At 69.0% G+C, this 12959-nt stretch carries 12 protein-coding genes; 11 read left to right on the forward strand and 1 reads right to left on the reverse strand.

From position 1 onward, the window contains the following. Positions 1-64: 64 nt before the first annotated feature. The 9 genes from mbhE to POL67_RS34915 all read left to right on the forward strand — a co-directional run bounded on the left by mbhE (position 65) and on the right by POL67_RS34915 (position 8286). A complete protein-coding gene (gene mbhE, locus POL67_RS34875; RefSeq protein ID WP_271924942.1) occupies positions 65-2323 on the forward strand; it encodes a hydrogen gas-evolving membrane-bound hydrogenase subunit E in 2259 nt (752 codons plus the stop codon). Further along, the gene (locus POL67_RS34880) at positions 2320-2739 is read left to right on the forward strand and encodes an MnhB domain-containing protein (RefSeq protein WP_271924943.1); all 420 of its coding nucleotides are present in this window, start codon (positions 2320-2322) and stop codon (positions 2737-2739) included. Before mbhE ends, POL67_RS34880 begins: the two co-directional genes overlap by 4 nt. Beyond that, positions 2736-3080, forward strand: a complete 345-nt coding sequence (locus tag POL67_RS34885; RefSeq protein WP_271924944.1) for a sodium:proton antiporter — start codon at positions 2736-2738, stop codon at positions 3078-3080. Before POL67_RS34880 ends, POL67_RS34885 begins: the two co-directional genes overlap by 4 nt. After that, positions 3077-4594 carry a proton-conducting transporter transmembrane domain-containing protein gene (locus POL67_RS34890; protein ID WP_271924945.1) on the forward strand — a complete coding sequence of 506 codons (1518 nt, stop codon included), beginning with the start codon at positions 3077-3079 and terminating at the stop codon, positions 4592-4594. Before POL67_RS34885 ends, POL67_RS34890 begins: the two co-directional genes overlap by 4 nt. Further along, positions 4591-5088 (forward strand): Na+/H+ antiporter subunit E, encoded by a 498-nt coding sequence (locus POL67_RS34895; RefSeq protein WP_271924946.1) that lies wholly within the window; start codon positions 4591-4593, stop codon positions 5086-5088. The genes POL67_RS34890 and POL67_RS34895 overlap by 4 nt, the downstream gene beginning before the upstream one ends. Next, complete coding sequence (locus POL67_RS34900) at positions 5085-5366, forward strand: MrpF/PhaF family protein (RefSeq protein WP_271924947.1); 282 nt, start codon at positions 5085-5087, stop codon at positions 5364-5366. Before POL67_RS34895 ends, POL67_RS34900 begins: the two co-directional genes overlap by 4 nt. After that, entirely contained in the window at positions 5356-5718 is a 363-nt protein-coding gene (gene mnhG, locus POL67_RS34905) for a monovalent cation/H(+) antiporter subunit G (protein ID WP_271924948.1), read from the forward strand. The genes POL67_RS34900 and mnhG overlap by 11 nt, the downstream gene beginning before the upstream one ends. Positions 5719-5887: 169 nt before the next feature. After that, positions 5888-7309: a Na+/H+ antiporter NhaA gene (gene nhaA / locus POL67_RS34910; RefSeq protein ID WP_271924949.1), complete on the forward strand. Its 1422-nt coding sequence runs from the start codon at positions 5888-5890 to the stop codon at positions 7307-7309. Continuing rightward, positions 7309-8286 (forward strand): calcium/sodium antiporter, encoded by a 978-nt coding sequence (locus POL67_RS34915; RefSeq protein WP_271924950.1) that lies wholly within the window; start codon positions 7309-7311, stop codon positions 8284-8286. Before nhaA ends, POL67_RS34915 begins: the two co-directional genes overlap by 1 nt. Positions 8287-8323: 37 nt before the next feature. On the opposite strand, the gene POL67_RS34920 is transcribed toward POL67_RS34915, so the two are convergent. Then, complete coding sequence (locus POL67_RS34920) at positions 8324-8902, reverse strand: RICIN domain-containing protein (RefSeq protein ID WP_271924951.1); 579 nt, start codon at positions 8900-8902, stop codon at positions 8324-8326. A 186-nt stretch (positions 8903-9088) separates the two neighbouring features. Here POL67_RS34920 and POL67_RS34925 point away from each other — a divergent pair, with 186 nt between their 5' ends. Together POL67_RS34925 and POL67_RS34930 are read left to right on the forward strand one after the other, a co-directional pair. Continuing rightward, positions 9089-10219 carry an alpha/beta hydrolase gene (locus POL67_RS34925; protein ID WP_271924952.1) on the forward strand — a complete coding sequence of 377 codons (1131 nt, stop codon included), beginning with the start codon at positions 9089-9091 and terminating at the stop codon, positions 10217-10219. Between the two features lie 662 nt (positions 10220-10881). Further along, complete coding sequence (locus POL67_RS34930) at positions 10882-12915, forward strand: TolB-like translocation protein (RefSeq protein ID WP_271924953.1); 2034 nt, start codon at positions 10882-10884, stop codon at positions 12913-12915. Positions 12916-12959 lie beyond the last annotated feature (44 nt).

Here is a 12959-nt window from a genome sequence, read left to right on the forward strand (position 1 = left end):
GACGGGGGAGCGCAGTGTGCAGACGATACTCATCGCCATCATCGCCACTCCCTTCGTGGGCGCTATGGCCACACTCTTCCTCTCGCCCCGCTGGGCGGGACGGATCGCCCTTTTTCCCCCGGCGCTCGTGCTCGCGCTCTCCATTCCGCGCTGGCCGGCGGCCGCTACAGGGGAGACGAACATCGTCACGATCCCCTGGTTCCCATCCGCGGGAATGACGGCGAATCTCCGCCTGGATCACCTCGGCGCGTTTTTCGTCCTGCTCATCGCGGGCGTGGGCCTCGGCATCGTCCAGTATAGCCGCGCCTATCTCGGGAAAAAGGCCACGCCGCGGTTCTGGGCCGCGTTGCTCGCATTCACGGGCGCCATGCTCGGGCTCGTCCTTTCGGATTCGCTGCTCTTGCTCTTCGTGTTCTGGGAACTCACCACCCTCGCATCCTTCCTCCTCATCGGAATGGACGGCCAGCTCCCGGAGGCGAGAGCGGGGGCCATTCGCGCGTTCATGGTGACGGGCGCAGGGGGGCTCTCCCTGCTCGCAGGTACGCTCATGCTCGGGCAGATCGCCGGGACCTACGACCTCTCCAGCATGCCCGCGCGCGCAGAGCGTATCCTGGCGAGCCCCAAGCGGGATGTCGCCCTCTTGCTCATGCTCGGCGGCGCCTTCGCCAAATCGGCTCAGGTCCCGTTCCATTTCTGGCTCCCGGGCGCGATGGCCGCGCCCGCGCCGGTGAGCGCCTATCTCCACTCCGCTACCATGGTGAAGGCGGGCATCTTCTTGATCGGCCGGCTATCGCCGATCTTCGGCGCGTCGCCCGCGTTCCAGCCCCTCCTGCTCACCGTGGGGCTCACGACGTTTCTCGTCGGCGGATGGGACGCCGTGCGCGCGTGGGATCTGAAGAAGCTCCTCGCCCACAGCACCGTCGCGAACCTGGGCGTCCTCACGGCGTTTTATGGCGTATACCCTCCCGCCGAGATCCACGGAGCGATCGTGCGCGGGGAGTTGCTCTCCGTCACGAACCACGCGCTTTACAAATCGGCGCTGTTCCTCCTCGTCGGGTGGATGGAGAAGGTCTCGGGGACGCGTGATCTCTCGATCCTGAAAGAGGAGCGCTGGTTTCAGCGCGAGCCGGTCGCCGGTGTGCTCATCGGGATCGGCGCCATCACGATGGGGGGCTTCCCGTTTCTGCTCGGCTTCATGAGCAAGGAGGTGTTCCTCGAAGCGCTCCTCCACGCCCGATTCCCTGGCGTCGTCGCCGCTGTCGCTGCGGCCGTCGTGGGGGGCGCGATGGCGGTCGTCTATGCGCTCAAGCTCTGCGTGAGCACGTTCTGGGGGCCGAAGCTGCCGCCCGATTCGCGCGGCTATCCGAGGGCAGCGCTCTCACGATGGCTGCTCGTCGTGCCAGCGGTTTTCCTCTTGCCCCATGTGATTGGGGGCATCGCCCCGGGGTGGTTCATCGGCTCCGTGCTCGAGCCGGGGACCCATTGGCCCGCGTGGATCGCCGTGTGGCACCACATCGATCGCATCTTCCTGCTCAGCGTCTCTACCCTCGCGCTCGGAGTCGGGGGGTATCTCTTGTGGAGACGATATGCGGAAGTGCCGTCCCAACCGGAGACGCAAATCGCCTTCGATCGCATCGCCTTCACCGTTCTGGGCGCATCGAGCTGGTTCAGTCGCGCGGCGCAGGCGGGCGGGCATCCGCGGTATCTGGTCGTCATGCTCGTGTTCGCCGCCGCGGCCGCGGCGGCCGCCATGCGCGGAGGCTCGCCCCCGCCGCTCCCCGGCTCAGAGGCCTGGTCCGCCGACCTCGCCGCCGCGTCGCTGCCCGCCGCGATCGTCGCCGCGGGCGCCGTCCTCGCGGTGCTCATGCAGGACCGCGTCTCCAAGGTCGTCCTGATGGCCGCGGCTGGATATGGGTTGGCGGTCTTTTACGTCCTCTTCCGGGCGCCGGACCTCGTGCTCACGCAGATCCTGGTCGAGACGATCTCGCTGCTGCTCCTCCTGCTCGTCTTTCAGCGGCTCCCGCGCCTGGGCGCCGACGAGCGATCGCGCGGGCAGCGAGCCGTGCACGGGCTCTTCGCGGCTGCGCTCGGGCTCGGAATAGCGATCCTCGCCTGGGCTTCGGGCATCCATCCGGCCGCTCGTCCAGCAGGCGCGGAGCAACTCGCGCTTTCGTTGCCCGAGGCGAAGGGGCGCAACGTGGTGAATGTCATTCTGGTCGATTTCCGAGGCGCCGATACGCTCGGGGAGATCACCGTGCTCGCCATTGCTGCGATCGGGGTCGTGGCCCTCCGTGTGGGACGCACCCGAAAGGAGGGGGCATGAATTCGTTTCTCCTGCGCCAGGTCGCGAGGGGTGTGCTCCCGGTGGCCGTCCTCTTCGCCGTCTACTTGCTCCTCCGCGGCCACGATGCGCCCGGCGGTGGTTTCGTCGCGGGGCTCGTCATCTCGGCCGCCGTGGTCCTCCATGCGCTCGCGAACGTGGCCCTGTCCGAGCGGGCGTGGAGGCCGAGCGTCCTCAGTTCCGCCTGGCTCGGGCTCCTCGTCGCCGCGGGGACCGGTCTCGTCGCCGTCGCCGCCGGCGACCCGTTCCTCACGCATTCCCATTTCGTCGTCGGATCCCGCCCGGCTGCGATCCACCTGTCCACGACGCTCCTCTTCGACGTCGGCGTGTTTCTGGTGGTGGTCGGCTCGACGATCACGACGCTCGCCGCGTTCGCCGGAGGGGAAAACCCGCGATGATCGGCCTCGCCGCGGTCCTTTCCGGCGTCCTCTTCGCGTGCGGGCTCTACCTGCTCCTCTCCCGCAATCTGCAGCGCATGGCGATCGGCTTCTTGCTCCTATCGAACGGCATCAATCTGTTCGTCCTCACGTCCGCGGGGCTGCCCGCGCGCGCGGCGCCGCCGCTCCTCGGCGAGGGCGAGGGGGCGAGCCGGGGCCCGTTCGCCGATCCCCTGGCGCAGGCCTTCATCCTCACGGCCATCGTGATCGGCCTCGGGATGGCCGCGTTCCTTTTGGCCCTTTCGACGCGGCACCACGACGCCTCGGGGCGCGATGACGTCGAGGGGGACGGCGAGACATGATGGATTCGCTCCTCGTCTTGATCCCGGTCGTATTGCCGCTGATCACGGCGGCGCTCCTGCTCCCGCTAACGGGCCGAGCGCGGCTCCAGCAAGCGGCCGCGCTCGTGAGCGGGGGCGTTCTGCTCGCGAGCGCGATGTTGCTCTGCGCGCGCACGGCGCGCGGCGCGATCCTGGTCCTGCCTCTCGGCGGCTGGAGCCCACGCGTCGGGATCGTGTGGGTGGCGGACGCGCTGGCCGCCGTGATGCTCCTTTTCGTGGCGATCGTCTCGTATACGACGCTGCTCTACGCGGGGGGCTCGCTGCGTGGGGAGCGCGAGCGCCGGTACTTCTATCCGCTGCACCAGTTCCTGCTGGTCGGCGTGGGAGGGTCGATCCTGACGGGCGACCTCTTCAATCTGTTCGTCTTCTTCGAGGTCATGCTGCTCGCGTCCTTTGCTCTGATCGCACTGGGAGGCCGCGCTCGGCAGGTTCGAATGGGCGTGCCCTACGTGATCGTCAACCTTGTCGGGAGCGCGCTGTTTCTCGCCGCCGTGGGCGCGATGTACGGCGCGGCCGGCACCGTCAACATGGCGGAGCTCTCCCTGCGCGCCGGAGGCGGCGGCCTGCCGGGGGTCTTCTGGGGCGCGACGGCGCTCGTGCTCGTCGTCTTCATGGTGAAGACCGCTCTCTTTCCCGTCTTCGCATGGCTGCCTGATTCCTATCCGGAGGCGCCCGTCACCGTGAATGCCCTCTTCGCCGGGCTGCTCACGAAGGTGGGTGTGTACACGCTCTTCCGCACCATCCCGCTCCTCGGGGGGGCGGCGCCCGGCGGATGGCAGCCAGCGCTCGTCGCCATCGCGGCCACGACCATGCTCGTCGGGGTCCTCGGCGCGCTCGGCCGGAGCACGATCCGTGGCGTCCTCTCGTTCCACATCGTGAGCCAGGTCGGCTACATGATCTTCGGGCTCGCCCTGTTCACGCCGCTCGCGCTGGCCGCGGGGCTGTTCCACACGCTCCACAACATGGTCGCGAAGACGGCCCTCGTCTTTGCCGGCGGAGTCGCGGAGCGCATTGGCGGATCAGGAAAACTCTACGCCATGCGGGGGCTCGCGCGAACGGAGCCATGGCTCGCGGCGGGATTCTTCGTCGCCGCGATGTCGCTCGCGGGGATGCCCCCTTTGAGCGGTTTCTGGGGGAAATGGTTCCTGGTCGCGGGCGGCCTCGCGGCCGGCGCGCCCGTCGCGACGGGGATCTCGTTGCTCGTGGGCCTGTTCACGCTCGCATCCATGTTGAAGATCTGGAATGCCGTCTTCTGGGGCGAACCGGAGGGCCAGCGATACCCGGGGCGCGGCCAGCATCGCGGCATGCTCGGGGCGACGCTTTCGCTCGCGGCGATGACCCTTTTGACGGGACTCCTCGCCGCGCCGATCTTCTCGCACCTCGAGCGCGTGGCGACGCAGCTCCTCGACGTCACGCCCTACGTCGCCGCCGTGCGCGCAGCCGAGCGTCGTGAAGTCCATGCGGTGGCCCCATGAGCGCGCTCGCGTTGAACCTGCTGCTCGCCGTGGTCTGGATGTTCATCCAGGCGACCTTCTCCCTGCGCAGCTTGATCGTCGGGTTCGGGATGGGCTTCGTCGCGATCGCATTCGTGCAGCGCCTCCGCGGGAGCCACGCGTATACGCGGACGGCCGCCTCCATCGTGCGTTTGTTCGCGTTTTTCCTCGCGGATCTCGTGCGGAGCAACCTCACGCTCGCCCGCGACATCCTCCGCCCCGTACCCGCTTTCGTGCCGGCGCTCGTTCGTTTCGAGGTCGCGAACCTGTCGCCCGTCGAGACGGCGCTGCTCGCGAACCTCGTCTCGCTGACGCCTGGGACGCTCACCGTCGATGCGGAGGACGACGGCAGCGCTATCTATGTTCATGCCCTGTATGGAGGCGACCCAGAAGGCGTCCGCCGGCGTATCGGCCAGCTCGCAGGGATGATCCGCCGCGCCGGCGGGCGCCCCATGCCGCCCCGGGACGCGGCATGAGCCCCGACGTTTTCAAGATCGCCGTTCTGCTCCCGGCGCTCGCGGTCCTCGGCGTGGGCGTCGCGTTTTGCTTCGCGCGCATCCTCCGCGGGCCCTCGCCGTTCGACCGTGTGCTCGCCTTTGATTGCCTCGGGCTCAACGTCGTGGGCGCGCTGTTGCTCCTCTCGAGCCTGTTCGACACCGATGTCTTCCTCGACGCGGCGCTCGTGGTGCTCCTTTTGGGCTTTCTGGGCACCATGTCCCTGGCCGCATACCTGGAGGGAACCCATGCTGATTGAGGCCGTCGCCGTCGTTCTGGGTGTCTGCTTCATGTTCCTGGCCTCGTTGGGGGTGCTTCGCTTGGGCGACTTTTATGCTCGCATCCACGCCCCCACCAAGGCCGCTACGCTGGGACTCGTTTTCCTGCTCGCCGCGCTCGCCTTCGAGGTGCAAGACAAGGCTGCCGTGACGAAGGCGGTGCTCGCGATGTTGTTCGTCGGGATGACGGCCCCGGTGGGAGCACACATCCTCGCGCGGTCCGCCTACCGGCGCGGAGTGCGTCCGTCCGCCCGTGTAGACGAGTACGCGCATTTCGTGGCTGCGAGGAAGACCAGGGCCGCTCCTCGAGGGGAGCGAGGCGCGAAGCCGTGAAGCATCTCTCCATCTTCGGACGACCCTTGCGCCCACTCGACGGGCAGGCGAAAGCGTGCGATGGTCGGCGCGCGTTCATCACACGGAAGGGTGCAGCGACGGTCGCTGCAGGATCGAGGATGGTCGGGCCGCCATCCCAGCCGGCGCATCTGCCGGCGAGGGAGCGAGCATGTCGACCACGCACACCCCGGGGCGGAGCCCCCTTCCTTCGTCGCCTCCCGAAGCCTGGGAGCCGCTCTTGCGCCTCACGCGGCTCGCGAGTCGTCCGCTCGAGCGTTTCCTCCAGATCGAGGCCGCGAGCGGCATCTTGCTCCTCGTCGCCGCGGCCGTCGCGCTCGTCTGGGCCAACTCTCCCTGGGCGGAGAGCTACACGTTGCTCTGGCACACGCCTCTCGGAATCCGCGTCGGCACGTTCACCTTCGAGCGCACGCTCGAGTGGTTCGTCAACGACGGCCTGATGGTGATCTTCTTCTTCGTCGTGGGGATGGAGATCCGACGCGAGATCCACCACGGCGAGCTCTCCGAGTGGCGGCGCGCGGCGCTCCCCGCCGCAGCTGCGCTGGGCGGGATGCTCGCTCCGGCGGCGCTCTACCTCGGCTTCGCCGGCGCCCCTGCGACCCGGTCGGGGTGGGGCGTCCCCATGGCGACCGACATCGCCTTCGCCGTCGGTGTCCTCACGCTGCTCGGCAAACGCGTCCCGGCAGCGCTGCGCGTGCTCCTGCTCGCGCTTGCGGTCATCGACGATCTCGGAGCGATCGTCGTCATCGCGCTCTTCTACTCGAAGGGCATCTCGATCTCGGGGTTCGTGATCGCCGCGGCAGGGTTTGGCGGCGTGTTCGCGATGCAGCGCTTCGGCGTGCGCGCAAAGCTGGCTTATGTCGCGCCGGCCATCGTCGCGTGGGCCGGTATTTACGCGGCTGGTGTGCATCCAACGATCGCCGGTGTGATCGTCGGGCTCGTGACGCCGGTGCGCGCGTGGCTCGGGCCGGACGGGTTCATCGTCGGCATTCGCAACCAGCTCGAGCACCTCGCGAAGTCCACGCCGCACGAGCTCTCGTCGCACGAGCTCGCGGGGACGCTGCGCCACGTGGACCTCGCGCGCCGTGAAGCGACGTCGCCCGCCGAGAGCCTGATCACGACGCTCCATCCGTGGGTGGCCTTCGGCATCATGCCCCTGTTCGCGCTCGCCAACGCGGGGGTCGCCGTGTCGGGTGGGTCGCTCGATCCCGCCTCGTGGCGTGTCCTCATCGCCGCCGCCGTGGGCCTCGTCGTCGGCAAGCCGGTTGGCGTGCTCCTCGCTTGCTGGATCACGCTGCGCCTGCGGATCGCGACGCTCCCCGTGGGCCTCGGCGCGCGGCACCTCGTGGTGCTCGGCGTCGTCGCCGGCGTTGGGTTCACGATGGCCTTGTTCGTCGCGCAGCTCGCCTTTGCGGACCCGTCGCTCCTCGCCGCGGCGAAGCTCGGCGTCCTTTCGGCGAGCGGCGGCGCGGCGCTCCTCGGGCTCGGCCTCGGCCGGTCGCTCCTCACGCCGGTGGGGACGGCAGGCGCCGCGCAGACGGCCGACGAGGCGGAGAGCTCGACGGAGGTCTGATGACGAGCCCGTGGATTCAGCTCGTCGGGGGCGGGGTGCTCCTGTACTTCGGCGCGGAGTGGTTCGTCGGCGGCGCGTCCTCGCTGGCCCTCGCCCTGCGCGTGCCGCAGATCCTCGTCGGTCTCACGGTCGTCGCGTACGGGACATCGGCGCCCGAGATCATCGTGGGCGTGCAGGCGGCGATCGACGGGCACGGCGAGGTGGCGCTCGGGAACGTCGTCGGCTCGAACATCGTGAACATCGGCCTGATCCTCGGCGTCGCCGTGCTCATCCGGCCGGCGCGGGTGGACGGCGCGCTTCGCCAGCGTGAGCTGCCGATGTTCGTCGCGAGCGCGCTGCTCGTCCCGCTGCTCATGCTCGACGGCGCCGTGCGCCGCTGGGAAGCGGTCGGGCTGCTCTTCGTGGCGGCCGCCTACACGGGATGGATGATCCGCGCTGCGCGCTCCGCTTCGATGGTCGCCGAGGCCCGGGAAGACGCGACCGTCGCCGAGCGGGCCGCGGACGAGGCCGGCGCCCCGAAGCGCGGGGGAGCCTTGCGCGCCGCGGCGACGGCCGGCGTAGGCCTGGGGGTCCTGCTCCTCGGGGGTGACATCTTCGTCGACGGCGCGGTCTCGGTCGCGCGCGCGCTCGGGATGAGCGACCGGCTCGTCGGTCTCACCATCGTCGCGGTGGGGACCTCGCTGCCGGAGCTCGTGACGGGCGTGATCGCCGCGCGGCGCGGGCACGCGGACATCGCCATCGGCAATGTCGTGGGCTCCAACATCTTCAACACGTTCCTCTGCCTGGGCGCGGCGGCGCTGGCGGGCCCGGTGCGCGCGCCGCTGGGGACGCTCGGGCTGGATCTCGCGGGTCTGCTCGTGATGACGGGGCTCGGGGCGCTGTACATCCGGAGCGAACGGACGATCTCACGCCTGGAAGGGGCGCTCGCGGTCGGCCTCTACGTCGCGTTCACCGTCGTCACTCTGGTGAGAGGCTGAGCCCCCCCTACGTCGATTGGAACGCTCAACCAGGCCCTCAGGGGAATTGCCAGAGCTGATTCACGCCGCCGCTGGAGGGCTGCACCCGGACGGGCGTCCCCACAGGTACGTTCGCCAGGCAGAGCGTGTTGTTCTGAGCGGTGACGCATATCGTGCGGGGAGCGGCGTTGCCGATGCGCCAGCGACGGGCGGCGCGGTCGCCGCAGCGGCCCATGAAGGCGATCGAACCGGGTCGGATCACCTCGCCGGCGATGCTCAGGCACCTGCCATTCTGCTGGGGATTCGTCGAGCGAATCATGTGCTGACCATTCGGGAGCTGGATGATGTCCCACCGGTGGGTCGAGGCCGTGCTGCAATTCGTCAGGCGGGGGATGGCCTCGGCGCCGACGGTGGACACGCAGCGGCCGGACCCGACGTTCCTGATTCTGCGATTGAAGACGGTCACGGCGAGCTCGACCTCTGCGACCTCCCCGCTGTCCTCCACGTCCTCCGCCTCCAGGAGCGTCTCGGCGCCCTCGGCAGTCTCGTCTGTCTCGGCGGCGGCGGGCGTGCACCAGAGCAGCGCGGCGGCGCTCGTCAAGGCCACGAACCAAGAGAGCGGCAACCCATGTTTCATGAGAGCATCCTTTCTCCGCGCCGATGCGCAAATCCCATGAGTAGGTTGTCGAGCGGACGGACGCGATCGTCAATGCGGGCACGCTCTGCCGATGTGCGTCGCGAGCGCGCTCCTCATTCCCGCTGCGACGAGTGTGGACTGTCGGTCGAGACCGTTTCCTCCAGCAAGCATACCGGAGGGTGAACCATGCCCGCTCCTCAGCTCCCGATCGGATTTCAGCACTTCCACCCGAACGATTTCGTGAACTACCAGCTCAACCGCGCCCACGCGCTGGGCACCCTGCCTCGGGCGACCGCCGAGCGTGGCGCTGCCCAGATCGAGCGGCCGGAGGATGTACCCGCGGTCTTCGGTGCGCTCGCCGGCGAAGCCGAACGTGAAGGTCGGTGGACAGAGGCGGCCGGATGCGCGCGGCTGGCCGAGTTCTTCACCCCGCGCCCCTCCGACGTGCAGGTCGCTGCGTACGAGCGATACCGAGGGCTCTGGGATCGCGCGGTCGCCGACGAGGGCATCACCCGCCACGAGGTGCCGTTCGAGGGCGCCTTCCTGCCCGCCCTCACCCGGCCCGCGGTAGGCGCCCGCCGAGGCACCGTGCTGGTGTTCGGCGGGTTCGACTCGGTGATCGAGGAATTCTTCCCCATCTGGCGCAGCGTCTCCCAGGCCGGCTTCGACGCCGTCGCCTTCGACGGGCCCGGCCAAGGTGGCGCCCGCGCGCGCCACGGCGTGCCGCACACCCACGACTGGGAGCGGCCCGTCGCGGCCGTACTGGATCATTTCCGGGTGGAGCGCGCGGCGCTCGTCGGGATGTCGATGGGCGGGTACTGGGCGATCCGGGCGGCCTCGCGCGAGCCGCGTATCGCCGCCGTGGTCTCCTGGTCGCCGGTCTACGATTGGCTGGGTACGCTTCCCCGATTCGCCGCCTGGCTCGTCCGCCGCATGGTGGGCTGGACGAGGTTCATGAACGTGACGATCCGCTGGAGGATGCGCATGTTTCCGATCCTCCGGCACGTCGTGGCCCAGGCGAACTGGATGACCCGCGCCGAGGAGCCGGTCGCGGCGGCGCGCTGGTTTTTGGGGATGAACCGGGAGCACCTCGGCTCGGAGCGGGTCTCGGTGCCGACGCTCCTCTTCGTGGGAGAACGCGACCGGTTCCAGCCCCCTGCGCTCGCGGCTCTGCAGGCGCGCGCGCTCACGGCCGCTCCCGTGACCACCCGGATCTTCACCGCCGCCGAAAACGCCGACCAGCATTGCCAGATGGGGAACCTGCCGCTGGCGACGGCAGAGCTCTGCGGCTGGCTCGGACGAACACTCCCACCATGACGAAGCAGCACGCGGCATGTGCTTCCGCGAGAACTCCCAGCACCGCGACGCCCTCCCGCGCCGGGCGTGCGTGCCGCTTCGGCGATGGGGCCTCCCCAAAGACCCCCCCGAGCGCCCGGACCTGGCTTTGGGGCCTCCCCATGATCGATCCCGAGCGCCCGGACCTCACTTTGGAGCCTCCCCATGACCGATCCCGAGCGCCCGGACCTCACTTTGGAGCCTCCCCATGATCGATCCCGAGCGCCCGGACCTCACTTTGGAGCCTCCCCATGATCGATCCCGAGCGCGGGGACCTCACTTTGGAGCCTCCCCATGACCGATCCCGAGCGCGGGGACCTCACTTTGGAGCCTCCCCATGACCGATCCCGAGCGCGGGGACCTCACTTTGGAGCCTCCCCATGACCGATCCCGAGCGCGGGGACCTCACTTTGGAGCCTCCCCATGACCGATCCCGAGCGCGGGGACCTCACTTTGGAGCCTCCCCGCTCCATTTTGGAGCCCCAAGCGATCCGTTTTGGAGCACCTCGCCGGTCCCGATCTCCTGAACACCACCCCGCCCGCGCTTCCGCCTCCGCCTCCGCCTCCCCACCCTTTCCAGATGCGGCGAGTCCCACTCCTCCGATAGGATCTCCCCCCTCTACCCCGAGACTGGAGCTTGCCGTATGCGTCGTCCCCTCACGCTCGCCGCCATCGCGATCCCCCTCGTCGCTGCTTTTTTCGCCGCGTGCGGCGGATCGGGGAGTGAAACCACCCAGGGCGCCGGCGCCGCGAGCAGCAGCGGATCGGGCGGCGCCGGCGGCGCGGGGAACGGCGGTGAGGGCCTCGGCGGCGACATCTTCGGCGACGGCGGCGTGGGCCAGCTCGTGTCGATCGACGTGACGCCGAAGGACCTCGTGATCGAGGTCGTCAATGGCCAGATCCCGCCGCCCATCACCTACAAGGCGACCGGCCTCACGAGCTCGGGCAGCGTGGTCGACGTGGTCGGATCGTGGACCTACGATCGCGGCGACATCGGCAGCATCGTCCCGGCAAACGGCGCGTTCACCGCGAGCGGCCTGCTCGGCGGCACGGGCACCGTCACGTTCGAGGCGGACGGCGTGAAAGGCTCGACCACGGCCACCGTCAAGCTCCGCTACCTCGACGATTCGCAGATGATCGATCCGAACGTCAAGGCGCAATTCCCCACGGCGGCCGAAGCGGACCCGGCCCTTTCGCTCCTCTATCCCTACGACAAGACGGTGTTCCCGCGTGGCCTGCTCGGGCCCACGATCCAGTGGAATGGCGGAAACGCGGGCGACGTCTATCACATTCACGTCAAGAGCCCCGCATTCGAATACGAGACCTGGCGCGCCGTGCCGCCGCCCTCGCGCTTCGATTTCCCCAAGGTGCCCGACGACATCTGGCGCAAGCTCACCGACTCCACGAGCGGCGACGTGCAGGTGGACATCGCCCGCTTCGACGGGACGAAGGCCTACGTCGCGAAGACGCAGACCTGGAAGATCGCCCCGGCAAACCTCGCCGGCACCATTTATTACTGGGAGGTCAACACGGGCAGCGTCGTGCGCATCAAGCCGGGCGATCTCGGCCCCGAGGCGTTCCTCACGCCGCCCCCCGGCGTCGGCTGCGTGGCCTGCCACAGCGTCTCGAAGGACGGGACGCGGCTCGTGGCCTCGTTCCACGGCGGCTATAGCCCCTGGGGCACGTTCGACCCGGCGACGGGCACGTCGCTCTTCAACACGGAAGCCTCGTCCGGCTTCCAGGCGATCTCGCCGAACGGCTCGCACGTGCTCTGGCGGCACTGGAGCGACGGCGCCTTCAATTCGACGGGCTTCCTCTCGCTCAGCACGTACAACAGCGACGTCGAGCTCGCCCAGTTGAACCCCGGCGGCGGCGCGCCCGCGCACCCGGCCTGGTCCGGCGACGGCCAGAAGATCGCGTTCAGCGTGCGCACGGACGGCAATGGGCTCGATTTCAACCAATCGACGCTCTGGGTGACGGACGTGAACCTGGCCATCCCGTCCTTCACGAATACGAAGATGATCGTGCTGAACGACGCCGGCCGGCCCACGGTCACGTTCCCGACCTTCAGCCCCGACTCGAAATGGATCGCGTTCGAGCGCTCGACGCAGGCGCGCTCGCGCGGCGCGCTGGCCGAGATCTGGCTCACGAACACGGACGGCTCGGTGGTCATCCCGCTCGACAACACGAACGGCATGGGCCACATCGAGGCCGAGCAGACGACGACGAACTACGAGCCGACGTTCAATCCGTTCTCGCTCGGCGGGTATTTCTGGCTCGTCATCGTGTCCGAGCGCAAGTACGGCAATACGCTGCTCGACACGAACCCGAACACGCGGCGCAAGCAGCTCTGGGTGACGGCGATCGACGCGAATCCCGTGCCCGGCCAGGATCCGAGCCACCCGGCGTTCTGGCTGCCCGGCCAGGGGCTCGACAACCAGAACATGCGCGGCGAATGGGCGAAGTCGCCCTGCAAGCAGCTCGGCGAGGGTTGCAGCGCCGGATTCGAATGCTGCGACGGCTTCTGCAAGCCCGACGCGCAGAGCGGCGCGCTCGTCTGCTCCGACCAGTCGCAAGGCTGCTCGAAGCTCGGCGAGGCCTGCATGACGTCCGCGAATTGCTGCGACCCGGACGCGAAATGCATCGGCGGCTTCTGCGCGTCCGACGGGCCGAAGTGAAACGAGGCGCCGCCCGCGCGCGCCTTGTTGCAGCCAGTCCCGCC

It is taken from the genome of Polyangium mundeleinium (assembly GCF_028369105.1).
In the GTDB taxonomy this organism is placed as follows: Bacteria; Myxococcota_A; Polyangia; order Polyangiales; family Polyangiaceae; genus Polyangium; species Polyangium mundeleinium.